Origin of the sequence: Flavobacterium sp. (assembly GCF_050696275.1) — a bacterium.
GTDB lineage: Bacteria > Bacteroidota > Bacteroidia > Flavobacteriales > Flavobacteriaceae > Flavobacterium.
This window is the reverse complement of record NZ_JBOGUT010000010.1, coordinates 56,313-81,922: the sequence shown is the minus strand read 5'-3', so window position 1 is coordinate 81,922 and position 25,610 is coordinate 56,313. Positions and strand designations below refer to the sequence as shown.

Sequence of the window (25,610 nt, the reverse complement as noted above, 5' to 3'; positions counted from 1 at the left end):
ATAGAAGCAAAAACAAGAGAATTTGCTTAAAATTTAAAAAGGATATCGTCTCAATCGGGGCTATAACCAACACACCAAATAAACTAAAAAGAATGAAATTACTCGTAGATAGCGGCTCTACAAAAGCCGACTGGATTGCTATTGACGATGCTGGAAAAGTATTGTTTACCACACAAACATTAGGGCTAAACCCTGAAGTTCTGACCAAAGAAGAATTAATTGCGCGTCTTGACGATAAGTTTGATATTTTATACAATAAAAATAACGTTTCCCATTTGTTCTTTTACGGAGCAGGTTGCGGAACAGACAGAATGAAAAATTTTTTGAGTGGTGTATTTAAGGATTATTTTTCAAAAGCTGCAGTAACGGTTCATGAGGATACTTATGCTGCGGTTTATGCTACAACACCAAAAAACGAAAAAGCAATTGTATGCATTCTCGGCACTGGATCAAACTGTAGCTATTTTGATGGAAGAGTATTACATCAAAAAGTACAGTCGTTAGGATATATTGCTATGGATGACTGTTCAGGTAACCGTTTCGGACGACATTTACTGCGAGGTTATTATTTCAACAAGATGCCTGCTGATCTGGCTCGGGAATTTGAAACTACCTATAATGTAGAACCGGATCCTGTAAAACAAAACCTGTATAAAGAACCTAATCCGAATGCCTATTTGGCCACTTTTGCAGAATTTTTGATTAAACACAAAGACACCGAATTTTGCCAGCAATACATTCAGGAAGAAATGGAAGCTTTTGTGGAATTCTATATCAAACAATTTGATAATTACAAAGAAGTACCCGTTCATTTTATCGGATCGATAGCATTTTATCTTAAAGAGGAGTTGCAAAACGTTTTGAATAAACACGGAATTACATTAGGAAATGTTCTTCGTCGTCCTATCGACGGATTAATCGAATACCACATTTTAAACAGATAACATGGAAATTGCCATCATTGCTCATGACAGAATGAAAGCTGATTTGGTTCAATTCTTAAATAAGAATGCCGAAATCCTGCATGATGAAAATATAACGTTGATTGCCACCGGAACAACCGGAAGTAAAGCTGAGAAAGCAGGTTATAAAGTAACTAAGATGCTTTCAGGGCCTATGGGAGGAGATGCGCAGATAGCTGCCAGAGTTGCTGAAGGCAAAACGAAAATGGTACTGTTTTTTAAAGACCCTAATTCGAGTCATCCCCACGAAGTAGACATCAACATGCTCATTCGCGTTTGCGATGTGCACAACGTTCCTTTGGCCACAAACGAAGCTACGGCACAATTGCTTTTAAACGCGATTTCAAAATAACCCACAATTTTACTGTAACAGTTTACAGCGCTTCTGCCATGGCTTACTTTACTACTGTAAGCCATGATTTTTGCACTGTAATTGCTTATTTTGCTTCTGTAACAGTCCATAGCACCTCTGTAATTGTCAATTTTCCTTCTGTAATTGCTTATTTTGTTACTGTGACGGCTCATTTTGCTTCTGTAACTGAGTATTTCTTTCTGTAACAGCAATTTTCTTTCTGTAATTGCGTTTTTCCTTCTGTAATTTGCCATCTTACTATTGTATTCGGTTTCAAGAGAATGTAAATGTTAAACCTGTTCCCGAACCTGATTTTTTATTTTGAAGGCTTAAATATTTTTGTATATTGGCGCAACCAAATTACCTTAAATTATGAAAAAAACCATGTTATTAGTTTTGCTTCTTTTCTGCGGAAGCATGTATTGTCAAAAAAAGAAAGCGGCTCCAAAAGTTGCTGCTCCTTCACCTGTAATTGCTAAATCCGGAAATATTTCTGCTGAAATGGTAAAAAACAACCTTTATCTTTTTACTAAAAACGGAACTAAAAAGGATACTTTATTATTGAAAAAATTTAATGAAAAGGGAACACCTACAGAATGCAAAATAACACCATTTACCGCTAAAGGAGTTGCTATGTATTTAATTACCTGGACTGAAAAAAGCATTTCGGAGACAAAACTGAAAAAAGAAGAAACTACCATTACAGAATCTCAGATCTGGAATCCTGCTACTAAAGCATTACTGATTGGTAATACACAAACTGCCATAAAAATTAAAGAAACAGTGTTTTTAGATAAACTTAAGAATGCTTCTGAAACTCAGGAACGTATGAGAAATTCAGGTTTTGCTTTCGAATTTTTAACGGATGGAGATTTCAATCTTAAAGACAAATCTTCTTCTACGAAATACACTTATAATACAACAACTTCTAAATATGAGGCTGTAAAAGGAAATGCAGCACCTCCGAAAAAGAAGAAATAAATAATAAAAAGCCCTGTTTCATCACAGGGCTTTTTATTATCTGAACAAATTACCAATCCTATAGAATATCCTTCCTAAAAAAGTTTTGCGTTTGGCATAAATCATGGGGCCTCCCAGCATGACTCTATTATCCTCCTTCATTTTAATGGCATAAAAAGACGAACTGCTAATTTGAATATTCTCCTCTTTCATTCCCAAAAAAGAAAAAACCAAAATATCTCCTTTCTTTGCTTTGATACTGAACTTCCCTTCAAAATCGGCATAAGTTGCAATAGGTGTGTTTTTTATGACAATACTACAGCCTGGTAATGGTCCTAAAGTATCGGTAACAATTCCTTTAATTTCTCTTTCTTCATTTACAGCTTCAATAACAGAATTTTGGGAAATATCTTTTTTATCAGTCTGCACCATACTAGGTTTTCCCTGTGCAATAGCTTCATTAGTACCCAAAGCCAGAAAACTCAAAACAGCTGAAGTCGTTGTAAGCCAAATAGGGTTTTTCTCTTTTGGTTTCACCAAATCCCGGTCAAGCTGCGTATTCAAAAAACGTCCACAGAGGTTGTTGTTTTGGTTATAGGCCTCAATAATCTGCCTGTCGGAAGCATTGGTGAAGTCAAATACATTCTTTTGACAGGAGCCACAGAAACGTCCTTTTTCTGTTACAGTCATGTCCTGCCAGTTTTCATGGCATGGCTTTGGAATTGATAAGTTTATTTTTTGTGCCATTTTTATGTTACAGTTACATGTTTCTATATTTCTATAGAGACGTTTTCTGTAAAAAAGGTTGGGACAGCCTGAAATTAACTTTGAAATAAAAACTAATTCACTTTTATCTCAAATGTTTTATTCCAGTTTTTGCCTGTAACAAAAATAGTTTTAGTTTTTGAGTTGTAAGCGATTCCGTTTAGCGCATCATCAGGTGTAGCCGTCGTTTTTTTACGCAAATCAGACAAATCCAGAAAAGCCTCTACAGCACCGGTTTGAGGATTTATAATTAAAACAATATCTTTTTGCCAGATGTTGGCGTATATTTTCCCGTCAATCCATTCCAATTCATTAACACTTTTAACTTTAGTGGAATTAGTATAAATATTGATAAAATCAACCATTTTCTGATTCTCAGGATTCATTTTCCAAATTTTTTCCGTTCCGTCAGACTGGTAAATAAATTGTTTATCGTTTGTCATTCCCCAACCTTCGATATTTTTATCAAATTGGAATGTTTTTTCCAGTTTAAGTGTTTTGGCATTATAAATAAATCCTGTTTTTTCCTGCCAGGTTAATTGAAATAATTTACCATTAACAACAGTAATCCCTTCTCCAAAATATTTTGGATCAAGATTTACCTGTTGCAGTACTTTGCCGGTCTTGTAATCTGTTTTTCTAAAGTTTGAAGCTCCTTTTTGACCCGTACTTTCAAATAAATCACCGTTGTAAAATTCCAAACCTTCTGTGAAAGCTGCTATATCGTGTGGAAAAGTGGCAACGATACTATAATTTAATTGTTTTGGTTCTATTTTAGAAACCAACTCTATGCGGGTTTCAGTTTCAGATTGCTCACCTCCAAAATAAACCACTGCTTTTAAATTTTGATACCCAAGTTTTTCAGTTTTTAATGCAAAATCAAATTTAGAATTTCCTTTTACAGCACCAATTTTTTTATCATTATTGAAATAAGCAACAGAGTCAATAGTTTTATCTGAAGTGTTTTTTAAAGCCAAATTTAGAGCATCATCATTGTGATACATGACCTTAAATTGAGAATCATCTATCGAAAATAAATTTTCTGCATTTTTTTTATCATCTCCACAACTTACAACAAGTGAAACTAAAGATATGATAGAGAAGAGGTTATGGTTTTTCATTTTTAAAAAATTTGTGATTACAATATACAACACGATTTTAATAAAACAATGCGCTTGCAAAAATATAAAAAGATTGTATATTTGCACCGGCAAGTCCTACACGACCAGCTCCTGCAGACTCCTCCAGGGTGGGAACGCAGCAAAGGTATGTGGTTGAGCGGTGCGATGTAGGTCGCTTGCCATTTTTTTAAATCTGACGTAGTTCAGATTTTTTTGTTTACAGCCATTCCCATTTTTTTATGAATTTATCCTGGAAAATTGCGCGATTTGAACTCAAAGAAACTTTTTCTATTTCATACGGGAATTATTCTCATAGGGAAGCGCTTGTGATAACTTTATCACAAAACGGAATTTCAGGATATGGAGAATGTACTGTAATAGATTACTACCAGATAAATTTGGCCGATTTTATTGAAAAATTAAATTCAATAAAAACTTTAATTGAAAAACACCAAATTATTCACCCTCAAGAATTTTATATTTTTTTAGAAAGCCTTAATTTACCTAGTTTCCTGCGTTCTGCTTTAGATTGTGCCTATTGGGATTTGTTTGGAAAGTTGGAAAACAAAAGCTTTTTAGAGCTAAATGAAATCAATGTAAATAAGATTCCCGAATCATCCATTACGATTAGCGTCGCTTCCGTTGAAGAACAAATTAAAAAAATTGAAGCTTCATCCTGGACTAAATTCAAAGTGAAATGCAGTCAGTTTAACAAGGAATCAATCCAAAAACTATTAAAATTGGACAGAAGCATTGCTTTAGACTCCAACGGAAGTTTTACACCGGAAGATTGTATTTGGCTGGAAAACTTTGAAGGTTCTGGAAATTTTGATTATTTGGAACAACCGATGCAACCGGGAAATTATTCGGTTTTGCATACTAATTTATATGCAAATTGGATGGCCGATGAAGATTGTCAATCCATAGTAAATTTACGTACCTTACAACCTCATTATAAAAGTGTCAATGTAAAATTAGTCAAATGTGGCGGATTGACTCCAGCATTAGATTTAATTGCAGCTGCCAAAACATTGGGACTTCAAACGATGATAGGCTGTATGACAGAATCTACCATAGGTATATCGGCAGGAGCAGCTTTAGCGGCACTGGTTGACTATACGGATTTGGACGGAGCCAATTTAATTGCCAATGATATCGCAAATGGCAGTAAGGTTACAAACGGAAAAATTCAATTGTCTGAAAAACCCGGTTTGGGAATTTCGATACTATAAAAATATAAAAATGAGCAAAGTAGTTTTAATAACAGGCGGTTCGTCAGGAATAGGGAAGTCTGTCGGGGAGTTTTTACATCAAAAAGGATTTACTGTTTATGGCACCAGCAGAAATCCGGAAAAAATTCAAAATTCAGTATTTCCGTTAGTTGGGCTGGATGTAAGAGAGGTGCATTCGATTCAAAAGGCGGTGGCTGAAATTATCGAAAAATCAGGAAGAATCGATATTGTTATTAATAACGCAGGAGTTGGAATCACAGGGCCAATCGAAGAAATTCCGACCCAAGAAATCAAGAATAATTTTGAAATCAATTTATTTGGCCCAATTGAAGTTATAAAAGCGGTACTTCCTCAAATGCGCTCGCAAAAATCAGGGCTGATTATTAATATTACCTCGATTGCCGGATATATGGGATTGCCGTATCGTGGTATTTATTCGGCATCAAAAGGTGCTTTAGAATTGATTACGGAAGCATTACGTATGGAAACCAAATCCTTTGGGATTCATATTACAAATGTAGCACCCGGTGATTTTGCTACCAACATCGCTGCGGGACGTTACCATGCGCCGGTAATACAAGGATCGGCTTATGAAACGCCATACGGAAATACGCTCAACGAAATGAATACGCATGTAGACAGCGGCAGCAATCCTAACGAAATGGCAGAAGCGATTTATACTATTATTCAGCATCCAAATCCTAAAATACATTATAAAGTAGGAGCTTTTATGCAAAAGCTTTCGATTGTTTTAAAGCGAGCTCTTCCTGATAAAGTTTACGAGAAAATGTTAATGAATCATTATAAATTGTAATTTTGCACTCGCGTAAGGGATTGCAGTGGACATCCTTTTCTTTATAATGCTAAATACTCTAAGTTTTGGGAGAAGTGCTAAAGAAAAGATGGAAACGGAAAGCCCGACCCGACTTTTTTTGGAGGGTTACGCCCAAAGGAATACACAACTTAATTAAATAAACAAACATGAAATTTTTTATCGACACTGCTAATTTAGAGCAAATTAAAGAAGCACAAGAACTTGGAGTTCTTGATGGAGTTACAACGAATCCATCGTTAATGGCAAAAGAAGGAATTACGGGGAAAAACAACATTTTAAAACATTATGTTGACATTTGTAATATTGTTGATGGAGATGTAAGTGCCGAAGTAAACGCCATGGATTTAGAAGGCATGATTAGAGAAGGTGAGGAGCTGGCTGATCTGCACGAGCAAATTGTTGTGAAATTGCCGATGACCAAAGAAGGAATCAAAGCTTGTAAATATTTTTCTGACAGAGGTATTAAAACCAATGTGACGCTTATCTTTTCTCCTGGACAAGCTTTATTAGCTGCTAAAGCCGGAGCAACGTATTGTTCTCCTTTCTTGGGAAGATTGGATGATGTTTCTACAGATGGTTTGAATTTAATTGATGAAATCCGTCAAATATATGACAACTATGGTTTTGAAACTCAGATTCTTGCTGCATCTGTACGTCACACTATGCACGTTGTTAATTGTGCAAAAATCGGGGCTGATGTAATGACAGGACCTTTGTCATCTATCTTAGGATTGTTGAAACATCCTTTAACTGATATTGGTATTGCGCAGTTTATTGCGGATTACGAAAAAGGGAATAAATAATTTATTCTTTTACACATACAAAAAAAGCGATTTCAATTGAAATCGCTTTTTTCTTTTCTTAAAAATATGTTTGGTTTATTTAAGATATTCTTCAAACTGAGCATCAAACAAGCTCACAAATCCATTTTTTATTGTTCCGTCAGCGTTGATAAGCATTACCCTGTGAATTTTGGTGATAACCCATTTTTCTTTTAAATCTTCAAAATTTGTGGCATGTAATTCAATCGTATTTTTGAAGTTGTATTTAGAAAGCGATGTTTTCCATTTTTCTGGAGTATCATCAATGTTGACAGAAACAAAATTCCAGTTAGGATGTTTTTTAAATAAATCGGCAACCAGTTTATGAACATGCTCCATATGTGACTTTGCTTCAGTAGTCCAAAAGAAAACAACGGTATTTTTAGTAAAAACGGTACTGTTATTCACCGGTTTGTCTTGTAAATCGACTAAATCAACTTCCGGTATTTTTTTGCCTTTTGCCAGGTGTTGAATGGATTCTCCGATCTTCTTGATTTCTTTTTGTTTTTCCTTATCGGTTGAAAGCTGGAAATATTTATCAAGGAACGTTTTATTGTTCGTTACATTCTGATCTTCGAGCAGATACATAAATGTAATATTGTTTAATATGGCATTTTTGATTTTAACGTTTGTAAATATTGAATCAGCAATTTCGAGTTTTTTAACGCTGTTTTCAAGCATTTTTTTGCTGTCACTTTTACAGGTTACATTGCTCAGCATTGTAGTCAGATATCTCACAAATGGAGAGAAAGTGGTCAGTTTTTCGTTATTATAATCTATATTTTTTCTGAAACTGTAATAATCTTTAGGCAAGTCTTTGCAGACACTTTTATTGGTACGATGCTTATGAACATAAGGATACATTTCCTTTTTAGTCAGGTAGTTCATATCAAGCATATTCTTTGCAAACAAATCGAAATCCTGATTCCAGCCAATTTCTGTCTGACGTCTTAAATAAAATGATTTTTTAGCAGCGTAATCCTTGTCTATTGTAGTTGAAAAAGTTTTGAAATCCTTATCAAATAAATCAAATGAATTGCTTTTGTCTTCTTCGTTTTTAAGAAAAAGTTCCATTAAAAAGTTGTTTTTTTCATCGCCACGACCACAGAATGTAAGTGAGTTATCAAATTCACTAGTGTTAAGACGAATCATCAAACTGTCATTCTTATCGAAGTATATGTATTGGTATTCAGGATCATGTTTAAAAGTATACATGCCCGGTGCAAGGGAATCGTATTTTTTCAGAAATCTGTTTTTTTCATCCAATTTAATAGTATCAATTACTTCATTGTCTTTGCAGAGAAAAACAAACTTAGAATTTGGATTGATAATTTCACCTCCAAAATATGCCGTATAACCGTCCTCTTTTAATCCCTGATTACAGGAACAAAGCAATGCAACTGAAGTTAATGGCGATAGTAGAAGTAGTTTTTTTAAATAGGCAATCATTGAAACTTATTTATGATAGAGCAAATATATTTTTATATCTCATATAACGCTGTTAATGTACAGTTAAATTAAACTTACAGATATTATAAAGTATTAGCTTCAAAACTCCACTATTTTTTCTACTTTTGCCACACTTTTTATAAAAAAATAAATCAATGTTAACAGTTTCAAATTTATCAGTACAATTTGGTAAGCGAATTTTGTTCGACGAAGTGAATGTGACCTTTACTCAAGGGAACTGCTACGGAATTATCGGAGCAAACGGTGCTGGAAAATCTACTTTTTTAAAAATACTTTCAGGTGATATCGATCCTACATCAGGACGTGTTATCCTTGAGCCAGGAAAACGTATGTCGGTTCTAAACCAAAACCACAATATGTTTGACAAATACACAGTTTTGGAGACTGTATTAATGGGAAATAAAACGTTGTTTGCCGTAAAGAAAGAGATGGATGATTTGTACGCAGATTATACAGATGATAAGGTGGACAGAATTGGAGAACTTCAGGTTCAGTTTGAAGAAATGAATGGTTGGAATGCCGATTCAGATGCTGCAACAATGCTTTCTAACTTAGGTATTTCGGCAGATTATCATTATACGCTGATGAGTGAAATGGAAGGAAAACTTAAAGTTCGTGTCCTTTTAGCACAGGCTTTATTTGGAAATCCTGACGTATTAATCATGGATGAGCCTACCAATGATCTGGATTTTGAAACCATCGGCTGGTTAGAAAATTTCCTTGCCAATTATGAGAATACAGTATTGGTTGTATCGCACGACCGTCACTTCCTTGATGCTGTTTGTACACATGTATCAGATATTGACTTTGGAAAAATAAACCATTACTCGGGAAATTATACTTTCTGGTATGAATCAAGTCAGTTAGCCGCTAAGCAAAGAGCGCAACAAAATAAGAAAGCAGAAGAGAAGAAAGCTGAATTGGAGGAGTTTATCCGTCGTTTCAGTGCGAATGTGGCTAAATCTAAACAGGCTACTTCCCGTAAAAAAATGATCGATAAATTGAATTTGGCCGATATTAAACCGTCAAGCAGAAGATATCCTGCCATCATTTTTGATACTGAACGCGAAGCCGGAGATCAGATTTTAAATGTTCAGAATTTAAGTTCTTCTGTGGAAGGTGATGTTTTATTCAAAAATGTGGATCTAAACATGGCCAAAGGGGATAAAGTAGTTGTTTTTTCTAAAGATTCACGTGCTACAAGTGCCTTTTATGAAATCCTAAACGGAAATTTGACTGCTGATTCCGGGACTTTTGATTGGGGAATTACCACTAATCAATCTTATTTACCGGGAGATAATCACAGCTTTTTCGAAAATGACTTAACGCTAGTTGACTGGTTACGTCAATGGGCTAAAACAGAAGAAGAACGTGATGAAGTATATGTTCGTGGTTTCCTTGGAAAAATGATTTTCTCAGGAGAAGAAGCATTAAAAACCGGACGCGTTTTATCTGGAGGAGAGAAAGTACGTTGTATGTTATCCCGAATGATGATGATGCGTGCTAATGTATTGATGCTGGATGAACCAACCAACCACTTGGATCTGGAATCAATTACAGCGTTCAATAATTCATTGAAAAACTTCAAAGGATCTGTATTGTTTACAACTCATGATCATGAGTTTGCGCAAACGGTTGCCAACAGAGTATTGGAAATTACACCAAATGGAGTTATTGACCGTTATATGACTTTTGATGAATATCTTGAAGATGATAAAATTCAGGAGTTAAGAAAGAAAATGTATGCCTAATACTATAAAAATCCCGTCTCGTTTTTAGAACGAGACGGGATTTTTTATTGGTTGTATCCTAGCGTTCGTTTCTAAAATATGATTATAAGATTTGAACTTCTTCAGGAACTACAAACAACACAACACATCCTTCTTTTGAATAGACTGCATGAACTGAACCTGGCGGCGTATACAAATAATCTCCTGGCTGTAAGTGATCATCATCAAATTGGATTTTGCCTTCTAAAACAAAAACTTCTTCTCCGGCAGGATGAAAGTGTCTCGAGTAGGCTGCTCCGGGCTCAAATTTCAATAAAAAAGTAGGAGGGCGGTTTGCTGCTTCATCGAAACGCAACGTTTTTACATACAGTCCTTTTGTTTTTACACCTTCCTCAATTAATGGTTTCCATTCTGTCTGACTACTTTTTGTAATTTGTATTTTCATAATTTAGTTATTTACAAAGTTTATCAATTAACAATTCCTCTTCTACATGTTTTCTGTGCTCAATTGAAATCATTTCTTCGAGTAAATCCAATGAAGCGATATAACTTACCAGATTTCCGTTAGAAGATATTATTTTTCCGTCTTTGACTACTTTTACCTTTGTATCATCCTGAACAACCAGTTTAGGATATTCTTTTTGAAGATTTTTAGAGCCTGAGCAATAGGTAACAATTTGCTTACCGTCAGCCACTCCGGATTCGCCTAGCATAAAAGCTCCGGCACAGTGGCTAGCCATATAATCAGTAGTTTTATTTTCTTGCCTGATGAAGTTAATTAGTTCGGGATCTTTTGTTTGTTTTTCAGGATTCATTGAGCTTGGCACTACCAATACATTCAATTTTGGCGTATTGTAAATGGTGTAATCCGGGTGAACATTCAAACCTTCTTCGCTCAGATACATTTTATCCTCTTTAGCAATGAGAATCACATTAAAGAGTTTTTCTCCTTTAGTATCTTTTTTTGTAAATACATCGAGTGGAGCAGTAACTTCATTCGTTAAAAAGCCTTCAAAAATAAGGATGCCAATAGTTGGCAGATTGGGGTTGATTGTTTTTTTATTCATTTCTTTTGGTTTTGAATTGTGCTGCGCAATTGCCGTTATGGTAAGCAGAAGACAGACAAATGTTACTTTTAATTTCATATTATATATTTTTATAATGCAAAACTAAAGGGAACAAAACCGGTAAAGAATAGACAATTTCCGGAAAAGAATGTACTATTTAGATAACATGGATTCTTTGTATGATTTAGGAGATATTTTAATGAATTTCTTGAAAAAATTAGAAAAATAAAACGGGTCGTTAAAACCGAGATTATAAGCGACTTCTTTTACTGCCATTTTCTCATAAGTAAAAAGACGTTTGGCTTCAGAAATGATTAGGCCATAGATCACGTTTTGAGCGGTTTTTCCTGTGTGCAGTTTGGAAAGTTCGTTCAATTTACTTTCGGTAGTGTGCAACAAGGAGGCTATCTGTCCTACAGAAAGGTTTTTGCTAAAATTTCCTCTTATTGTTTCTAGAAATTTAAGAAACAAAGCATCCGGTTTCCAAATTTCATCGCCATGGCTAATTTTTGCACGGTTAATTTCAACCAAAATCAGTTCAATTCTACTGTGAATTGTAAGTAAATATTGGTATGGTTTTTCAGTTATTTCTTTTTCAATTAAGCCTAATTCGGCCCTTATCAATGAAGCATAATCTATTGATATGACCTCATTCATTGCAAAATGACAAAACAATCCGTTATGAAAAATTAATTCTATATCATTATCATTGTTACAGAAGAAATCATATGTAAATTCGAGTATATGTCCTTTGGCTCCAGCCGAATCTTTGATATAATGATACTGTCCGGAAGTAATGGTAATGACTTGATTTTCCTGAAGTTCAAAAGTATTTTCATCAACTGCTAAGGTTAATGAGCCTTCAGCACACCAAATCAAAACGTATTTCATGACACGTCTGGGATGTTGCAGATAATTGGCTGTCAAAGGTCTTATTTCAATCATTTGGATGGAATGTTTTGGAACAAATTGTACTATTCAAATTTAATGCATCTCTCCAAATATCGCAAGTTAGTTTTTTTAAGCTGCCTTGCTTTGTTATTCTTCATACAACCTTTCCTAAATCAAAATTCACAAATTAAATAAGACAGCATTCGATACAACAATAGAGGTACTATTTCAGTTTGAAACGACAGACTTATAAATATTTTCATTAGGATTTACGGCAAACATCGTTGTTTAAACAGGCAATAATCAATAAAATAACAGTTATCAGTGAAAAAATGGTTCTAATCGTGTTCAATGAATTCCATTTGGCTTCAAAAAGTGATCTCTGGTTCTGAATGGCTTCATTTGCAGCTCCAATTACGTTAAAGTTTTCCAAGGCATCATTTAAAGGTACATTTCCAAAAACAGTGACACCGAAAACTCCTACTGCATAAGTAAATACTGCTGCCAGAAGCAACCAGGTTTTTAGCGTTGCCTGCTGATTGAAATTTAAATAAGCACTCAATGGAATTAAAATCAGTGCCCCAAAAAAGCAAGTGAAAAATATTGGGTTTTGAATTTCTCTATTAATTGATTGCATGGCTTTGATATATTCAATATCAGAGAGTTTGCCCAAACCTAAGTTAACAGAGCAGGAATAAGCGTAAAAAAGTCCGGCAATTAATGCTGAGAATGTAGTTGTAATCAGTAGAATAAAGTCTGTTGTTTTCATCGTTTTATTTTTTTAGTTCTTTTACATAGTTAATAACCTGATTTATTTGTTCTCCTGACAATCTTCTTTTCCAGGCTGGCATAATAGATTTTCCGTTAGAAATAATTTTTAGGTATTCTGCATCGGTCAATCGGCTTTTCTGAAGGTTTTTAGCCCCGAATCTGCCTCTTGCTCCGTCTTTCCCGTGGCATTTTGAACATTCATTTTCAAATATGGCTTTACCGTCACCAGGTCCTTCTGTAATATTCGAGTAACTTCCTCTGGTTACCATTAGCATCAAAAGCAATAATGTTTTCATAGTATAAATTTTTAATGGTTTATACTGCAAAGTTGGATCTTGACGGCTCTTAAAAATAGTATAAAACCGACACATGCAAAAAAAAATTATTCTTTAAGGAAAGATTTAGGAGTTTTTCCGGTAAAAGCTTTGAAGACTTTAATGAAATGAGACTGATCTGCAAATCCGTTTTCATAAACGACATCCGTTAGTTTGTCATAATCTTTTTCAGTAAGTTGTTCCAGAGAGAGCTGAAATTGGATCATTTTTGAAAATTGTTTAGGTGTAATTCCTACTTCATTAACGAACCTTCTTTCAAAAGTTCTTTCATGAAGATTTAGTTCAGCATAGACTGAATTAATGCTTATTTGTCCTTTATTGTTTAGAATAAGTTGGATTGCTTCTCTAATCTTAAAATCCAGATTTTCCTTTTTAGAACGGAAGAGTGTGTATAAAAAATCGTTTAGTATTTCTATTCTGTCAGTTGTACTGTCGGTGGTTTGCAATAGTTTAACTGTTGCTTCAATCAGAGGATTTTCCAAAGCATTGAGATCATAACAATTATCATTAATGCTTTTCGGGTCTATATTAAAAAACTGCTTGAGTACAAAAGGATACAACTGGATAATGATAAGCTTATAATTTCCTTCCATGATGAGTTCGATGGGCTTAATTGTTTGTCCATACAGAAAAAAAACAGGCATTTCTTTATCATGAGGACTCACCAGGAGGCCATTTTCTGTTTCCTGAAAGAGTAACCCGGGGTAACCATCGGCAAAAAAAGGAAGCAATGTTTTTTCAGGGTTATTAAACTCTTCGTAAATTATAACATCTCTGATAAGTAAGGAGAGAGGGTTATCTGGATTATTAACTTTCATATTATTTCCAACTGATTACATACCTTTTGCATAACCTACCGTTTCTCGATACATTTGAGGAGATACATCGGCATTTGTTTTAAAGAACCGGCTAAAATAGTATTCATCCTCGTATCCTAAATCAAAAGCGATTTCTTTAATAGGCTTATCAGTCAAATATAACTCTCTTTTTGCTTCTATAATAATTCTTTCGGAAATGAGCTGTGTCAATGTTTTATTGAAATAGCTTTTAGTGATTTTCGCCAATGCTTTCTGAGAGATATTCAATGCTTTAGCGTAGTCATTAGGAGTATGTTTTATTTTAAAATCTTTTTCTATGGAATCTTTCAAGTCTTGTAAAATGAATGGCTCTTTATTTTTAGATACTGAAAGCGAGGCGATAGGGTTTTGCTCTGCTTTTAACCGAGAAGCTGTAATCAGAAAAATTTTAAGATAAGAAACCAAAAGCTCATGTTGGGCCAGAGCAGGTTGCTGCATTTCTGTTTTCATTTGCTGTAACAACATTTGCAGAGTTGGTGCCGTAGCTTCATCTATAATGGTAAAAGGTGGCTCGTAAATATTATTAAAAAGAACGCCATTACAAGCTACTTCTTTCTGATGCATATGAATACAGTAAAAGTCAGGGTGAAAATGCAACGTAATTCCTTTCAGTTTTTCATTGGCCGAAAACATAAAAGGCTGATAGGGAGAAAAAGCAAATAACGAATTTATTTCAAAAGAATATTCAGAGAAGTCGGAGCGAACTGTTCCATTGCCTTCCAAAATCCAAATTAAAGAATAATAGTTATTACGCTGAATATGATCAAAAGCACAGTCGTCTTCAAAAGAAAATATCTTGAATGCCAGATTCCCGTTGAGCGGATTTATAAGTGTAAATACCGTATCGTTTTTCATTATAATCTTCTGTCTTTTTCCTCTATCGGTAAATCGTTGATACTGGCCATTCGCTTTCTCATGTAGCCATCTTCATCAAATTCCCAAAGTTCGTTGCCATAGCTTCGGAACCATTGTCCCGTATGATTCTGCCATTCATATTCGAATTGAACTGCCATTCTGTTTTCACGAAAACCCCAAAGCTCTTTTTTTAACTTGTAATTTAATTCTTTTTTCCATTTTTCCGTCAGAAATGTTACTACTTCTTCTCTTCCATTAATAAATTGTGTTCGGTTTCTCCATTGTGTATCGACAGTATAGGCTAAAGCTACTGCTTCGGGATTTTTTGTGTTCCAGGCTTCTTCAGCAATCTTAACTTTTTGAAGCGCAGTTTCCATTGTAAAAGGAGGAATGGGAAATCTTTTTGTTTTCATGTTTTTAGGTATTTGATTGAATAAAGGCAACCGCCGGTAAAACAATTGCCTTTATTTAGTACTTAATTATACTGCAGCTACTTGATAAACCGGGAAATCAATTTCTGTTTTAGCAGTATTGTTAAAATAGTTTGTCAGGATGTTTAGCGCAACATGTCCTACAATTTCTCCAATTTGAGCTTCGGTTACACCTGCTTGTTTTACAATATCTACATCGGCATCGCTTACCATGCCATTTTTAGTGATTAGCGTTTTGGCAAATTGCAAAATAGTTTCTGTTTTAGGATCAGTTGAACGTGCTTTTCTCGCTGCGCTTAAAGCGGTATCATCAATTTTTAACAAATTGGCTCCAATAAAATGATGGGCAGATAAGCAATAATCACAGTGGTTATTTTCTGCTACAGTAATAGCGATAAGTTCTCCGGTTTTAGCGTTTATAGATCCTGTTGCCAAAGCACCGCTTAAGTTAAGGTAACCTTCTAATAAGGCCGTGGAGTTGGCCATGGTTCTCATCATATTAGGAACTACTCCTAATTTACTTTCAATAGCAGCAAATAATTCTTTTGTTCTTCCGGTTGCCTCTTCAGGACTTACAGTGTTAAATCGTGTCATTGTGTATCTTTTAAATTGTTATGTCTTATTGACAAGGCAAAGATGCGATGAGATGGATTGTGGCAAAATGGACTATTTCCGCAATGAGATGGACAATTTTCCCAAGCATGGTTTTATCTGGAATTGAAGGTCATGATTTGCAATAATTTAACACGCCTAACACTAAGGACTTGTAAGGATAAAAGAAGGATAACATTGTTTTAAAGGCTATCAAAAAGAAGCGGAATAATTTTGCCCAATCAAAATAACCAACTAAAAAACAATGAAAAAAATCTACTTTCTTTTATGGCTTTTAACTACCGGTATGGTAGGTCAGGCCCAAAGTTTGTTCCCGTATCTGCAAAATGCGACGCCAACTTCTATCTATGTTAACTGGAAAACGGACAGCAACACGGAATCTATTGTAGAATACGGAACTACATCTGCTAACCTTAACGTCACAGTTACTGGTAACACTAATATCTTTACGGATTCGGGCTATCCTGGTAATTATTTCTACCATAGTGTAAAACTGGTGAATCTTTCTCCAAACACTAAATATTTCTACAGAATCAAAACCGGAACTGCAGTTTCAGCTGTCACTTCTTTTAAAACATTACCTAATCCGGGACAGGCAGCTACAGCAGATGGTCATATCCGTTTTCTGATTATGGGTGACAATCAGCTGAAAGCAGTACCAAGATATGATTCATTAGTATCAGCGGCAAAAAGAAAAATCAAACAAAAATGGGGTGCTTCTTTATCTCCTGATGATAATATTTCCATGACTTTTATGGTTGGGGATCAGGTCGATGTGGGTACTTTAGATCATTACGAGCATGTTCATTTTAAAAAGAATAGGGGACTTTCCGGAAATATTCCTATTCAAACTACCGTGGGTAATCACGAAACCTATGGAACTTTGGGAATGAACTCGTATTACGATCATTTTTACATCAGCGAATTAACTTACAAAGGAATTTCTTCAGGAACTGAAAATTATTATGCGCAGCAGGCCGGAAATGTGTTGTTTATCAGTCTGAGCTCTGAGCACACAGGGGCCGCCCAACTCAATTGGTTGCAACAGGTTCTGGCAGCTGCGAATACTGATAATACAGTAGAATGGATTTTCTCTTTAAGCCACAGACCGTATCAGGCGGAGCAATACGTTGGAGACATTTCGACTTGGGTACGTAATACTGCTGTGCCACTTTTGGTAACTTCTCCTAAATATACCATGCATATCGGTGCACACCATCATTTGTACCACAGAGGGCAATTAAAAAACACGCCTACCTATAACATTATTTCCGGTGGTACGGCTTGGGATCAGTATTGGGGCTCTTCTACGGAACAGGATTTTGATGATGTGCAGAAAACAATCTGTAATTGGATTTACCAAATCGTAGATATTGATGTAACCAATGGAAAAATGGACATCGAAAGTTATTCTATCGGTAGTGTAGATAAATGGAAAAACAACCAGCTTATGGATGAATTTCATCGCTACAAAAACAAACCGGCTCCGGCAAAACCATCCATTACAAACAACTTTCCAGCCAGTATGACGTTGCCTTTAACAATTTCAGGTTCTGCTTACAGCACAGCATCAAATGAGTTATTAAACACAACTCAGTTTCAAATTTCTCAAACGCCTACATTCGATATTATCAAAAAAGAAGTATATCGTGATTTCGAAAATTTATATGGTAAATACGGCACTCAAAAGGATTCTACCGTAAATATTAATTTAGGAGTAGATATTACTAAAATGAACTTGGCTTCAAATTCGATTCCTAACGGTCAATATTACATCAAGTTAAGATATCGTGACCGTAACTTGGAATGGTCTCCGTGGAGTGATGTAAAATCGTTCACCGTTGCGGGAAGCACTACTGTCAACACAGAAATTACCACTGATGCGGTTACTTATTCTCAAAACGCGGCAATAAAAGTCAACTTTACTGATGCCCCAGCCAGCACATCTACTTGGATAGGATTGTATAAAGAGGGGCAGACTCCAGGTGGCGCATCTCCTTCTCAAACTTGGCAGTATACCAATGGAAGCGCCAGCGGCTTTATTAATTTTCCTGCAGGACTTCCTAATAAAGGACGTTATTATGCTGCCATTTTTTCTAATGGTGGTTATACCGAAATCGCTGCTAGAAAATACTTTTATGTTGGTCCGGTTCCGGTCTTAAGCACTAACCAATCTGAATATGCAGTGGGTGCTCCGGTGATTGTCAATTTCAGTAATGGCCCGCAGTTAACAAACGATTGGATTGGTATTTACAAAATGGGAATTACGCCTGGTACTGGCATTGCATCTGCTGCTTGGCAGTATGTAACGACTGTTTCCGGTGCCAAAACGTTCAATGGATTGCCAAAAGGCTACTATTATGCTGAATATTATTTACAGGATGGTTTCAATGCTGTGAGCAACAAAGTATTCTTCAAAGTAGGGGATATCGTTACCGAATTATGGATCAACAAGCCTACCTATGATTTAGGGGAACAAATTTCTGCTTCTTGGACCGATGCTCCTGGTATCGTTAAAGATTGGTTAGGAATTTATCATGAAGGAGATAACCCAAATGTAGACCCTCTGGTGAGTTATACCTATTTTGAAGGTTTGGCTGAAGGAACAAAAAATATTGCAAGTACCGAATTACCAACGCAAGCCGGGAATTATTTTATTGTAATGTTTACTAATGATTCTTATAATGAGGTTTCCAACCGAATTACTTTTGAAGTCGTAGGGGATTTAGGTAATGACGAATTCAAAATTGACAATGGTCTGAAAGTGTATCCAAATCCAACCGATACCCAAAAACAAACATTCATCCAGTCAGATTATCCTATCGATGAAATTGAAATCTTCAACACGGAAGGTAAGCTGGTCTATGCTACTAAAAACGTAAACAACAACAAGTATTCTCTGATTACTCAGGACTTACCAAAAGGGGTTTATATTCTAAAAATACATTCCAGAAAGTTATTTACGGCCAAGTTAGTTGTGGACTAAACCGTAAAATACCCTTGCATTCCCCATTCTTGGGGAGTGCCAAAAGGGACAAAACCCCATCTTGTTGTAAAACGGGATGGGGTTTTTTGTATTATCCAATTTCAAAAATAGCTGGTACCAATGATTATTTAGCTGGTACTAACGATTTCTTAACTGGTACTAACGATTCTTTAGCTGGTACCAATGATTATTAAGTGGTACTAATGACTTTTTAGCTGGTACCAATGATTATTAAGTGGTACTAATGACTTTTTAGCTGGTACCAATGATTTATTAAGTGGTACTAATGACTTTTTAGCTGGTACCAATGATTTATTAAGTGGTACTAATGATTTCTTAACTGGTACCAAAGACTTTGCAGCTGGTACCAAAACAATAGTAACACATTTTTAACCTAATGAAGTCGTAATCTCAATTGGATTAGTCAATACTTTATGAATAGGGCATTTGCCGGCAATTTTCAATAAAGCCTCTCTTTGTGCATCATCGAGTGTACCAAACAAGGCTACTTTGTTTGTTATCACTGACATCGATTTATCGGCATCCCATTCTAAATGTACTTCCACTTTGGTATCGGTCAGATCCCATCCTTTCCTGTTGGCATACATTCGCAGCGTAATTGCGATGCAGGAAGCTAATGAAGCTTCCAGTAAATCCCTCGGAGCAAATCCTAAGTCTTTACCGCCGGCTTCTATGGGCTCATCTGCAATTATGGTTTTTACCCCAGATGTAATTTCGGTCTTATACAATTCTTTTCCTATTGATGCTGTTGTTTTTGCCATGATTTAAAATTTTACTGGTGCAGGAAGCGGTACAAATTCGGTTTCTCCCGGAACTTTCGGGAAAGTTTGATGCTCCCAACGGGTTTTTGCATCCTCAATTAGTTCTTTACTTGTCGCTACAAAGTTCCAAAAGATGATTCTTTCTTCGGGAAATGCTTCACCTCCAAAGATATAAATGGTTGTATTTTCTCCTATTTCAAACTCACAGAGCTTACTGTCTTTGGCAATAAGAATTTGTTTTGATTCAAATACAGTTCCGTCACTTTTAATGTTTCCTTCCAAAATATAAAGGGCGCTTTCGCCAAATAAATGCTCTCCGAGAGCCACTTTTTGACTTGTTTTGCTCTTAATTTCAATAAAATACATCGGACTATACACCGGAACAGGTGATTTTCTGCCAAAAGCTTCTCCTGCAACCAGTTTAAATGAAAGATTGTTCTCCGTCCAATGCGGAATATCTTGCTCTTCCACATGTGAAAAAGAAGGTTCCATTTGTTCCAGGTCTTTGGGCAATGCCACCCAAATCTGTAATCCGTGCAAAACCTTATCGGAAGTTCTTAAATAGAGCGGTGTTCTCTCCGAATGTACAATGCCATTGCCTGCCGTCATCCAGTTTACGGCTCCCGGTTTAATTTCTACTTCGGTTCCCAAACTGTCTTTGTGCATGATACTGCCTTCAAACAAATAGGTTAGGGTAGACAGTCCTATATGCGGATGCGGCGGAACATCTAAATTCTGGTATTCTTTTAAATGAGCCGGTCCCATATGATCAATAAAGGCAAATGGGCCTACGGTACGTTTTTCTCTGAAAGGCAGTAAGCGTCCAACAAAAAAATTCCCAATGTTGGCAGCCCGTTCTTCTATAATAAGCTTGATATTTGACATGACTGTTTTTTAGTATTTAAATTAAGTGATTTCAGTTAAAGTAATGCTATATATTGGTTTATTCGAATCCTTTAAAACTACTGTCTACAATTCGTTTCCATTCTGGATGTCTTTTTATATAGGCAAAAACCAAAGGGCAAAGAGGAACAAGCGTGTATTTATTCTCTTCGATATAATCCAACGTCTTTTCAATTACAGCTGTTGCAGCACCTTTTCCTTCTAAATCAGGTTCCACTTCCGTATGAATGAGTGTAATGATACTTTGATGCTCTTTATAGACAATGAGGGCTTTGTGTCCTTCAACAGTGATTTCAAATTGATTGTCTTTTTCGTTTTTCAACAATGGAATGTCTAAATATTCTGGTTTCATAGTGTTTTTTGATTGTATTATTTATAGTTAATTAAAGAAAAACAGCCTGTTTTTAAACCGACTGTTTTTAGTATTAATTTATTTAATCTTCAAGATATCCAAATTTACCCAAATTTACATCATCAAAAGCCTGAATAATCTCTTCTCGTGTATTCATTACAAATGGACCGTGAGCAAAAATTGGTTCTTTAATAGGTTCGCCGCTCAAAACCAAAACGATGGCATTTTCCAGCGCTTCAACGGTAAAATCTTCCCCTTTATTTTCAAATAATACAAAATGATCTGTTGGAACAAGCTGTGTATCATTTACTTTAATGCTGCCCTCTATGACTAGTAAAGCGGTGTTATAATTGGCTGGAAAAGAAAAATCAGCCTTTCCGCCTTTGTTTAATTTAGCATTTTGCAGATTTACAGGCGTAAATGTCGACGCTGCCCCTGTAACTCCTTTGTAATTCCCAGCGATGATTTCAATAATTCCAGCATTATCAGGAAGTTGATATTTACTGATTTGATCATTGGTGATCCCTTGGTACTTTGGTGCTGTCATCTTATCTTTTGCAGGAAGGTTGACCCACAATTGTACCATTTGGAAGATACCTCCAGTTTTACTGAATTCTTCTTCGTGGTATTCTTTGTGCAAAACCCCTGAAGCTGCCGTCATCCATTGTACGTCTCCTTCACTAATGATTCCGTCGCCACCGGCACTGTCATGATGCGCTACTTTTCCTTTGTAAGCTATTGTTACCGTTTCGAAACCACGGTGCGGATGTACACCAACTCCTTTTGGAATTTCTGAAGGCGGAAAATTATATTTTGAATTATAATCTAACATAATAAACGGACTCATACGTTCCATGCTCAACCCGTCACCACTTGGAATAAAATTATGTACTCTAAAGCCGTCACCCACAAAATGCGGGGCTTTTGGTGTTGAAACAAATGCTATATTTTTTGTTGCCATTGTATTTGTTTTTTTAAATTGTTATACAAAGTTACTTCACAACAGAGGCAAAAGCACTTAATTTAGATTAAGAAATGTATGGCATAAAAAACTCCTGTTTAAAAGAAGTTTTAAGAATAAATAGTATCCTAATTGTAATATTCGCTGTTCCAGTTGTATGAACTGAAATTTTTTCCTTTCCAGAAACAATAGTAAAGCAGTATGGCACAATAGGATTTAAAAATAAACAAGAAGGTAATGAATTTGACAGTGTTATAACTTTCGTTCCCATAATTCCTGAAAGGGATAAGAGAAGTGGTAAGTAAGCTTAAAATAGCGGTAAACAAAATCAGAAAGCCCAGGTTTTTGAATGGAAGGACCAGCCATTTTCTAAAGCTGTTCAGGTTATTTCCCCATTTGTGGATCAGGTAATAATAATCATTCCCAATGGGAACAAATAGTAACGGATCGTCCGCATTTTTTAACTTTAAAGCCTTTGCAGGAGCAATAATTTTAAAACTGTGAAGTGTCGTCTGATGCTCAAGCTCTATTTGATCAATCCGAAGCAGAGCCTCTTGGGGAATGTCGAGTTTGTAATATTTCCGATCTAAAAAACGCAGGCGATAATCAATGCATATTTTTTGAATTGTATCAATATGATACATTTTATGACTTTCCAGTTTATCAATGTAAAGCTTGTTGAGTAATGTGAATTGACCGGTATGCTCCTGATTTTCTATACTGTCTTGAGCATATTGCATAATCGACTTTGAACCATGCCATTTAGTACGTTCGGCTATTAATTTTTCTTCAATATTAACATTGTGAAAAGCCATAATAGAATCTATAAGTCACATAAAATTAGTAATTTATAGATTGTGTCGCAATAAAGAAGGGAAGTTTAACACTTGACATATTCCAATAAAAAAACTCCTGCGGCTTACAGGAGTTTTTATTTATTTAAGAGGAAATTACCTTAAAGTAGCACCGAATTCAGTCTCAAAGTTTTGAGTCAGTTTACTCATGACTTTATCAATTTGCGAATCTGTTAATGTTTTAGCATTATCCTGCAGAATAAAGCTAATCGCATAGGATTTTTTACCTGATGGAAGGTTCTTACCTTCATACACATCAAAAAGATTTACTTCTTTTAATAACGCTTTTTCTGTTTTTTTAGCAGATTCAAACAACTGGGAAAATTCAATTTTATTGTCCAATAAAAGAGCAAGATCTCGTCTTACTTCAGGATATTTAGAGATTTCAGTAAATTTGATATTATTTGAAATTTGCTTTAAAATAGCACTCCAATTAAAATCGGCAAAAAACACTTCCTGCTTGATGTCAAAATGCTTCAAAACGGATTTTTTAACTGTTCCAAATTCAACCAGTGTTGAATTACCCATTTCATAAACCATTCCTTCAGCAAAAACGTCTGTATTTAGAGGTAATGAAACGATTTTATTCAATCCTAATCTCTCTAAAATGGCCAATACATATCCTTTGAATAAAAAGAAATCAGATGGTTTTTGAGGTGTCGTCCAGCTTTCTTGTATTCTGTCTCCAGTCATCAGTAACGTTAAATGATTGTTTTCCTGATAACCGGATAGTAATTTATGATATGATTTTCCGAATTCAAATAATTTTAAATCGTAATTTCTGCGATTAATATTATAAGATATAGCTTCTAGTCCAGAGAAAAGCAACGATTGTCTCATAGAAGATAAATCATTACTTAAAGGATTAAGCATTAATACGTTATTGCTTTCATTTAAACTATCGCTTAAAGCTACATAAGCAGGAGTTGTCAATGAATTGGCCATCATTTCGTTGAATCCGTTTCCAACCAATAAATTAGCAACTATATTCTGAATTTTATAATCTTCCGTTCTTGATGAATGAGAAGTTGAAGCGTTTAATTTTTGAGTGAAGCCAATATTATTATATCCATAAACTCTTAGAATTTCTTCGATAACATCAATTTCACGAGTAACATCAACTCGGTAAGCAGGAATTACTAATCCTAAACCAACTTTGGAAATACTATTTACTTTAATATCCAGTGAAACCAAAATTTTCTTGATAACATCATCCGGAATTTGTTGGCCAATTAGCTTATTTACATTTTCAAGATTTAAAAATACCTGATGATCTTCAACTTTTTTAGGATGTATGTCTACAATATCTGAAGTGATTTCACCTCCACTGACTTCCTGAATTAATATAGCAGCGCGTTTCAAAGCATATTCTGCAATACTTGGATCAATTCCTCTTTCAAAACGGAAGGAAGCATCTGTATTTATAGCGTGTCTTTTGGCTGTTTTTCTTATTGAAACAGAGTTGAAATAAGCACTCTCTAAAAATAGTGTCGTTGTATTATCAGTTACACCAGAGTTTTTTCCGCCTAGGACACCTGCAATACAAAGAGGCCCTTTTTCATCGCAAATCATAATATCTTCACTGCTCAAAGTACGCTCTACATCGTCCAGAGTGGTGAACTTTGTTCCTTCAGCTGCATTTTGTACAATAATTTTTCCGTGAATTTTAGACGCATCAAAGGCATGCAATGGCTGTCCTAATTCATGAAGAACATAATTGGTAACATCGACAATATTGTTTTTTGGAGTAATTCCGATTGCTTTCAACCTGTTTTGAAGCCAAGCCGGAGAGATTCCTACTTTTACATTAGAAATAGTAACACCGCAATATCTTGGTACCAGTTTAGAATCCTCAACTTTAACATCAATCTTAAGGGTACGCTTTTGAATATTAAAATTAGAAACCGAAGGAGTAATCAGCTCAACATTAGTTCCGTTTTGCAGCATTCCGGCTCTCAAATCCCTTGCAGTTCCCCAATGACTCATGGCATCAGCGCGGTTAGGAGTTAATCCGATTTCAAATACTTCATCATTTTCAATACTAAAAACCTTAGCAGCCGGTGTACCCGGAACTAACTTTTCATCAAGAACCATAATTCCTTCGTGGCTGTCTCCAAGACCTAATTCATCTTCGGCGCAAATCATTCCGTGGCTTTCTTCACCGCGAATTTTACCTTTTTTTATTTCAAAAGATTTACCTTCCTTATCATATAATATAGTTCCGATTGTCGCAACAGGCACTTTCTGTCCGGCTGCAACATTACTGGCACCACAAACAATTTGAAGAGGAGAGTCTGTTCCTAAATCAACTGTAGTGATTTTTAGTTTGTCTGCATTCGGATGCTGAAGACAAGTAAGTACATGCCCAACAACAATGCCTTCTAATCCTCCTTTTACAGATTGAAATTTTTCAACACCTTCTACTTCCAGACCTAAGTCAGTAAGCATTGAAGCTGTTTTTTCAGAATCCCAATCCGTTTTAATAAATTGCTTTAACCAGTTATATGAAATTTTCATACGTAAATATTTATTGTTTTTTTAATGTCCTGCGTAATTCTTAATTTAAATGCTAATCCTTAACCATTAGGAAACACCCAATTCCTGCGAATAAATTATAGAATCGCAAAGATATATATTGTTGTGCGTAGTATAAAAAAAAGTTGTCCTTTTTTGAATGCAGATATTTACAAATATTTAATTAATCG

27 protein-coding genes and 1 other RNA gene are annotated in these 25,610 nt (G+C 35.3%); 10 read left to right on the top strand and 18 right to left on the bottom strand.

Going from position 1 to position 25,610, the window contains the following annotated elements:
* The first annotated feature begins 92 nt into the window (after positions 1-92).
* From ACRDEC_RS07410 to ACRDEC_RS07395, 4 genes are all read left to right on the top strand, one after another.
* Positions 93-944, top strand: a complete 852-nt coding sequence (locus ACRDEC_RS07410; protein ID WP_431497703.1) for an N-acetylglucosamine kinase — start codon at positions 93-95, stop codon at positions 942-944.
* Between the two features lies 1 nt (position 945).
* Positions 946-1,314 (top strand): methylglyoxal synthase, encoded by a 369-nt coding sequence (locus tag ACRDEC_RS07405; RefSeq protein ID WP_431497702.1) that lies wholly within the window; start codon positions 946-948, stop codon positions 1,312-1,314.
* Positions 1,315-1,352: 38 nt separating this feature from the next.
* Entirely contained in the window at positions 1,353-1,520 is a 168-nt protein-coding gene (locus tag ACRDEC_RS07400; protein WP_431497701.1) for a hypothetical protein, read from the top strand.
* Between the two features lie 166 nt (positions 1,521-1,686).
* Complete coding sequence (locus tag ACRDEC_RS07395) at positions 1,687-2,295, top strand: hypothetical protein (protein ID WP_431497700.1); 609 nt, start codon at positions 1,687-1,689, stop codon at positions 2,293-2,295.
* 36 nt (positions 2,296-2,331) lie between these two features.
* Here ACRDEC_RS07395 and ACRDEC_RS07390 read toward each other — a convergent pair whose 3' ends face one another.
* Both ACRDEC_RS07390 and ACRDEC_RS07385 read right to left on the bottom strand, forming a co-directional pair.
* Entirely contained in the window at positions 2,332-3,021 is a 690-nt protein-coding gene (locus ACRDEC_RS07390; protein WP_431497699.1) for a carboxypeptidase-like regulatory domain-containing protein, read from the bottom strand.
* 92 nt (positions 3,022-3,113) lie between these two features.
* Positions 3,114-4,160 carry a glutaminyl-peptide cyclotransferase gene (locus ACRDEC_RS07385; RefSeq protein ID WP_431497698.1) on the bottom strand — a complete coding sequence of 349 codons (1,047 nt, stop codon included), beginning with the start codon at positions 4,158-4,160 and terminating at the stop codon, positions 3,114-3,116.
* Between the two features lie 87 nt (positions 4,161-4,247).
* Here ACRDEC_RS07385 and ffs point away from each other — a divergent pair.
* The 4 genes from ffs to fsa all read left to right on the top strand — a co-directional run bounded on the left by ffs (position 4,248) and on the right by fsa (position 7,030).
* An RNA gene (gene ffs / locus ACRDEC_RS07380) (signal recognition particle sRNA small type) lies at positions 4,248-4,345 on the top strand.
* A gap of 54 nt (positions 4,346-4,399) precedes the next feature.
* The gene (locus ACRDEC_RS07375) at positions 4,400-5,392 is read left to right on the top strand and encodes an enolase C-terminal domain-like protein (protein ID WP_431497697.1); all 993 of its coding nucleotides are present in this window, start codon (positions 4,400-4,402) and stop codon (positions 5,390-5,392) included.
* Positions 5,393-5,402: 10 nt separating this feature from the next.
* Positions 5,403-6,206: an SDR family oxidoreductase gene (locus ACRDEC_RS07370; protein WP_431497696.1), complete on the top strand. Its 804-nt coding sequence runs from the start codon at positions 5,403-5,405 to the stop codon at positions 6,204-6,206.
* A gap of 167 nt (positions 6,207-6,373) precedes the next feature.
* A complete protein-coding gene (gene fsa, locus ACRDEC_RS07365) occupies positions 6,374-7,030 on the top strand; it encodes a fructose-6-phosphate aldolase (protein WP_431497695.1) in 657 nt (218 codons plus the stop codon).
* 75 nt (positions 7,031-7,105) lie between these two features.
* On the opposite strand, the gene ACRDEC_RS07360 is transcribed toward fsa, so the two are convergent.
* The gene (locus ACRDEC_RS07360) at positions 7,106-8,497 is read right to left on the bottom strand and encodes a TlpA family protein disulfide reductase (protein ID WP_431497694.1); all 1,392 of its coding nucleotides are present in this window, start codon (positions 8,495-8,497) and stop codon (positions 7,106-7,108) included.
* A 155-nt stretch (positions 8,498-8,652) separates the two neighbouring features.
* Here ACRDEC_RS07360 and ACRDEC_RS07355 point away from each other — a divergent pair, with 155 nt between their 5' ends.
* The gene (locus ACRDEC_RS07355; protein ID WP_431497693.1) at positions 8,653-10,269 is read left to right on the top strand and encodes an ABC-F family ATP-binding cassette domain-containing protein; all 1,617 of its coding nucleotides are present in this window, start codon (positions 8,653-8,655) and stop codon (positions 10,267-10,269) included.
* An 82-nt stretch (positions 10,270-10,351) separates the two neighbouring features.
* Here ACRDEC_RS07355 and ACRDEC_RS07350 read toward each other — a convergent pair whose 3' ends face one another.
* The 9 genes from ACRDEC_RS07350 to ACRDEC_RS07310 all read right to left on the bottom strand — a co-directional run bounded on the left by ACRDEC_RS07350 (position 10,352) and on the right by ACRDEC_RS07310 (position 16,049).
* Positions 10,352-10,693, bottom strand: coding sequence for a cupin domain-containing protein (locus ACRDEC_RS07350; RefSeq protein WP_431497692.1), 342 nt, complete (start codon positions 10,691-10,693; stop codon positions 10,352-10,354).
* A gap of 7 nt (positions 10,694-10,700) precedes the next feature.
* Positions 10,701-11,393, bottom strand: coding sequence for a DJ-1/PfpI family protein (locus ACRDEC_RS07345; protein ID WP_431497691.1), 693 nt, complete (start codon positions 11,391-11,393; stop codon positions 10,701-10,703).
* Between the two features lie 75 nt (positions 11,394-11,468).
* Positions 11,469-12,260 (bottom strand): helix-turn-helix domain-containing protein, encoded by a 792-nt coding sequence (locus ACRDEC_RS07340; RefSeq protein ID WP_431497690.1) that lies wholly within the window; start codon positions 12,258-12,260, stop codon positions 11,469-11,471.
* A gap of 208 nt (positions 12,261-12,468) precedes the next feature.
* The gene (locus ACRDEC_RS07335; protein ID WP_431497689.1) at positions 12,469-12,975 is read right to left on the bottom strand and encodes a DUF1772 domain-containing protein; all 507 of its coding nucleotides are present in this window, start codon (positions 12,973-12,975) and stop codon (positions 12,469-12,471) included.
* Positions 12,976-12,979: 4 nt separating this feature from the next.
* Complete coding sequence (locus ACRDEC_RS07330) at positions 12,980-13,273, bottom strand: c-type cytochrome (protein ID WP_431497688.1); 294 nt, start codon at positions 13,271-13,273, stop codon at positions 12,980-12,982.
* 86 nt (positions 13,274-13,359) lie between these two features.
* Positions 13,360-14,130: a helix-turn-helix domain-containing protein gene (locus ACRDEC_RS07325; RefSeq protein ID WP_431497687.1), complete on the bottom strand. Its 771-nt coding sequence runs from the start codon at positions 14,128-14,130 to the stop codon at positions 13,360-13,362.
* Positions 14,131-14,145: 15 nt separating this feature from the next.
* Entirely contained in the window at positions 14,146-15,024 is an 879-nt protein-coding gene (locus ACRDEC_RS07320; protein ID WP_431497686.1) for a helix-turn-helix domain-containing protein, read from the bottom strand.
* Positions 15,024-15,437 (bottom strand): DUF1348 family protein, encoded by a 414-nt coding sequence (locus ACRDEC_RS07315; RefSeq protein ID WP_431497685.1) that lies wholly within the window; start codon positions 15,435-15,437, stop codon positions 15,024-15,026. The genes ACRDEC_RS07320 and ACRDEC_RS07315 overlap by 1 nt, the downstream gene beginning before the upstream one ends.
* A gap of 66 nt (positions 15,438-15,503) precedes the next feature.
* Positions 15,504-16,049, bottom strand: a complete 546-nt coding sequence (locus ACRDEC_RS07310; protein ID WP_431497684.1) for a carboxymuconolactone decarboxylase family protein — start codon at positions 16,047-16,049, stop codon at positions 15,504-15,506.
* A gap of 262 nt (positions 16,050-16,311) precedes the next feature.
* On the opposite strand from ACRDEC_RS07310, the gene ACRDEC_RS07305 reads away from it, so the two are divergent.
* Positions 16,312-19,053: a fibronectin type III domain-containing protein gene (locus ACRDEC_RS07305; protein ID WP_431497683.1), complete on the top strand. Its 2,742-nt coding sequence runs from the start codon at positions 16,312-16,314 to the stop codon at positions 19,051-19,053.
* A gap of 389 nt (positions 19,054-19,442) precedes the next feature.
* On the opposite strand, the gene ACRDEC_RS07300 is transcribed toward ACRDEC_RS07305, so the two are convergent.
* The 6 genes from ACRDEC_RS07300 to pheT form a co-directional block, all read right to left on the bottom strand.
* Positions 19,443-19,835 (bottom strand): OsmC family protein, encoded by a 393-nt coding sequence (locus tag ACRDEC_RS07300; RefSeq protein WP_431497682.1) that lies wholly within the window; start codon positions 19,833-19,835, stop codon positions 19,443-19,445.
* A gap of 3 nt (positions 19,836-19,838) precedes the next feature.
* Entirely contained in the window at positions 19,839-20,720 is an 882-nt protein-coding gene (locus tag ACRDEC_RS07295) for a pirin family protein (RefSeq protein ID WP_431497681.1), read from the bottom strand.
* A 58-nt stretch (positions 20,721-20,778) separates the two neighbouring features.
* The gene (locus ACRDEC_RS07290) at positions 20,779-21,090 is read right to left on the bottom strand and encodes a GNAT family N-acetyltransferase (RefSeq protein WP_431497680.1); all 312 of its coding nucleotides are present in this window, start codon (positions 21,088-21,090) and stop codon (positions 20,779-20,781) included.
* Positions 21,091-21,172: 82 nt separating this feature from the next.
* The gene (locus ACRDEC_RS07285) at positions 21,173-22,051 is read right to left on the bottom strand and encodes a pirin family protein (RefSeq protein WP_431497679.1); all 879 of its coding nucleotides are present in this window, start codon (positions 22,049-22,051) and stop codon (positions 21,173-21,175) included.
* A gap of 128 nt (positions 22,052-22,179) precedes the next feature.
* Positions 22,180-22,866: a hypothetical protein gene (locus ACRDEC_RS07280; RefSeq protein ID WP_431497678.1), complete on the bottom strand. Its 687-nt coding sequence runs from the start codon at positions 22,864-22,866 to the stop codon at positions 22,180-22,182.
* A 135-nt stretch (positions 22,867-23,001) separates the two neighbouring features.
* A complete protein-coding gene (gene pheT, locus ACRDEC_RS07275) occupies positions 23,002-25,422 on the bottom strand; it encodes a phenylalanine--tRNA ligase subunit beta (RefSeq protein WP_431497677.1) in 2,421 nt (806 codons plus the stop codon).
* Positions 25,423-25,610 lie beyond the last annotated feature (188 nt).

Coding starts and splice junctions, on each gene's coding strand:
- ACRDEC_RS07410 (WP_431497703.1), top strand. CDS start 93: ATGAAATTACTCGTAGATAGCGGCTCTACAAAAGCCGACTGGATTGCT.
- ACRDEC_RS07405 (WP_431497702.1), top strand. CDS start 946: ATGGAAATTGCCATCATTGCTCATGACAGAATGAAAGCTGATTTGGTT.
- ACRDEC_RS07400 (WP_431497701.1), top strand. CDS start 1,353: ATGGCTTACTTTACTACTGTAAGCCATGATTTTTGCACTGTAATTGCT.
- ACRDEC_RS07395 (WP_431497700.1), top strand. CDS start 1,687: ATGAAAAAAACCATGTTATTAGTTTTGCTTCTTTTCTGCGGAAGCATG.
- ACRDEC_RS07390 (WP_431497699.1), bottom strand. CDS start 3,021: ATGGCACAAAAAATAAACTTATCAATTCCAAAGCCATGCCATGAAAAC.
- ACRDEC_RS07385 (WP_431497698.1), bottom strand. CDS start 4,160: ATGAAAAACCATAACCTCTTCTCTATCATATCTTTAGTTTCACTTGTT.
- ACRDEC_RS07375 (WP_431497697.1), top strand. CDS start 4,400: ATGAATTTATCCTGGAAAATTGCGCGATTTGAACTCAAAGAAACTTTT.
- ACRDEC_RS07370 (WP_431497696.1), top strand. CDS start 5,403: ATGAGCAAAGTAGTTTTAATAACAGGCGGTTCGTCAGGAATAGGGAAG.
- fsa (WP_431497695.1), top strand. CDS start 6,374: ATGAAATTTTTTATCGACACTGCTAATTTAGAGCAAATTAAAGAAGCA.
- ACRDEC_RS07360 (WP_431497694.1), bottom strand. CDS start 8,497: ATGATTGCCTATTTAAAAAAACTACTTCTACTATCGCCATTAACTTCA.
- ACRDEC_RS07355 (WP_431497693.1), top strand. CDS start 8,653: ATGTTAACAGTTTCAAATTTATCAGTACAATTTGGTAAGCGAATTTTG.
- ACRDEC_RS07350 (WP_431497692.1), bottom strand. CDS start 10,693: ATGAAAATACAAATTACAAAAAGTAGTCAGACAGAATGGAAACCATTA.
- ACRDEC_RS07345 (WP_431497691.1), bottom strand. CDS start 11,393: ATGAAATTAAAAGTAACATTTGTCTGTCTTCTGCTTACCATAACGGCA.
- ACRDEC_RS07340 (WP_431497690.1), bottom strand. CDS start 12,260: ATGATTGAAATAAGACCTTTGACAGCCAATTATCTGCAACATCCCAGA.
- ACRDEC_RS07335 (WP_431497689.1), bottom strand. CDS start 12,975: ATGAAAACAACAGACTTTATTCTACTGATTACAACTACATTCTCAGCA.
- ACRDEC_RS07330 (WP_431497688.1), bottom strand. CDS start 13,273: ATGAAAACATTATTGCTTTTGATGCTAATGGTAACCAGAGGAAGTTAC.
- ACRDEC_RS07325 (WP_431497687.1), bottom strand. CDS start 14,130: ATGAAAGTTAATAATCCAGATAACCCTCTCTCCTTACTTATCAGAGAT.
- ACRDEC_RS07320 (WP_431497686.1), bottom strand. CDS start 15,024: ATGAAAAACGATACGGTATTTACACTTATAAATCCGCTCAACGGGAAT.
- ACRDEC_RS07315 (WP_431497685.1), bottom strand. CDS start 15,437: ATGAAAACAAAAAGATTTCCCATTCCTCCTTTTACAATGGAAACTGCG.
- ACRDEC_RS07310 (WP_431497684.1), bottom strand. CDS start 16,049: ATGACACGATTTAACACTGTAAGTCCTGAAGAGGCAACCGGAAGAACA.
- ACRDEC_RS07305 (WP_431497683.1), top strand. CDS start 16,312: ATGAAAAAAATCTACTTTCTTTTATGGCTTTTAACTACCGGTATGGTA.
- ACRDEC_RS07300 (WP_431497682.1), bottom strand. CDS start 19,835: ATGGCAAAAACAACAGCATCAATAGGAAAAGAATTGTATAAGACCGAA.
- ACRDEC_RS07295 (WP_431497681.1), bottom strand. CDS start 20,720: ATGTCAAATATCAAGCTTATTATAGAAGAACGGGCTGCCAACATTGGG.
- ACRDEC_RS07290 (WP_431497680.1), bottom strand. CDS start 21,090: ATGAAACCAGAATATTTAGACATTCCATTGTTGAAAAACGAAAAAGAC.
- ACRDEC_RS07285 (WP_431497679.1), bottom strand. CDS start 22,051: ATGGCAACAAAAAATATAGCATTTGTTTCAACACCAAAAGCCCCGCAT.
- ACRDEC_RS07280 (WP_431497678.1), bottom strand. CDS start 22,866: ATGGCTTTTCACAATGTTAATATTGAAGAAAAATTAATAGCCGAACGT.
- pheT (WP_431497677.1), bottom strand. CDS start 25,422: ATGAAAATTTCATATAACTGGTTAAAGCAATTTATTAAAACGGATTGG.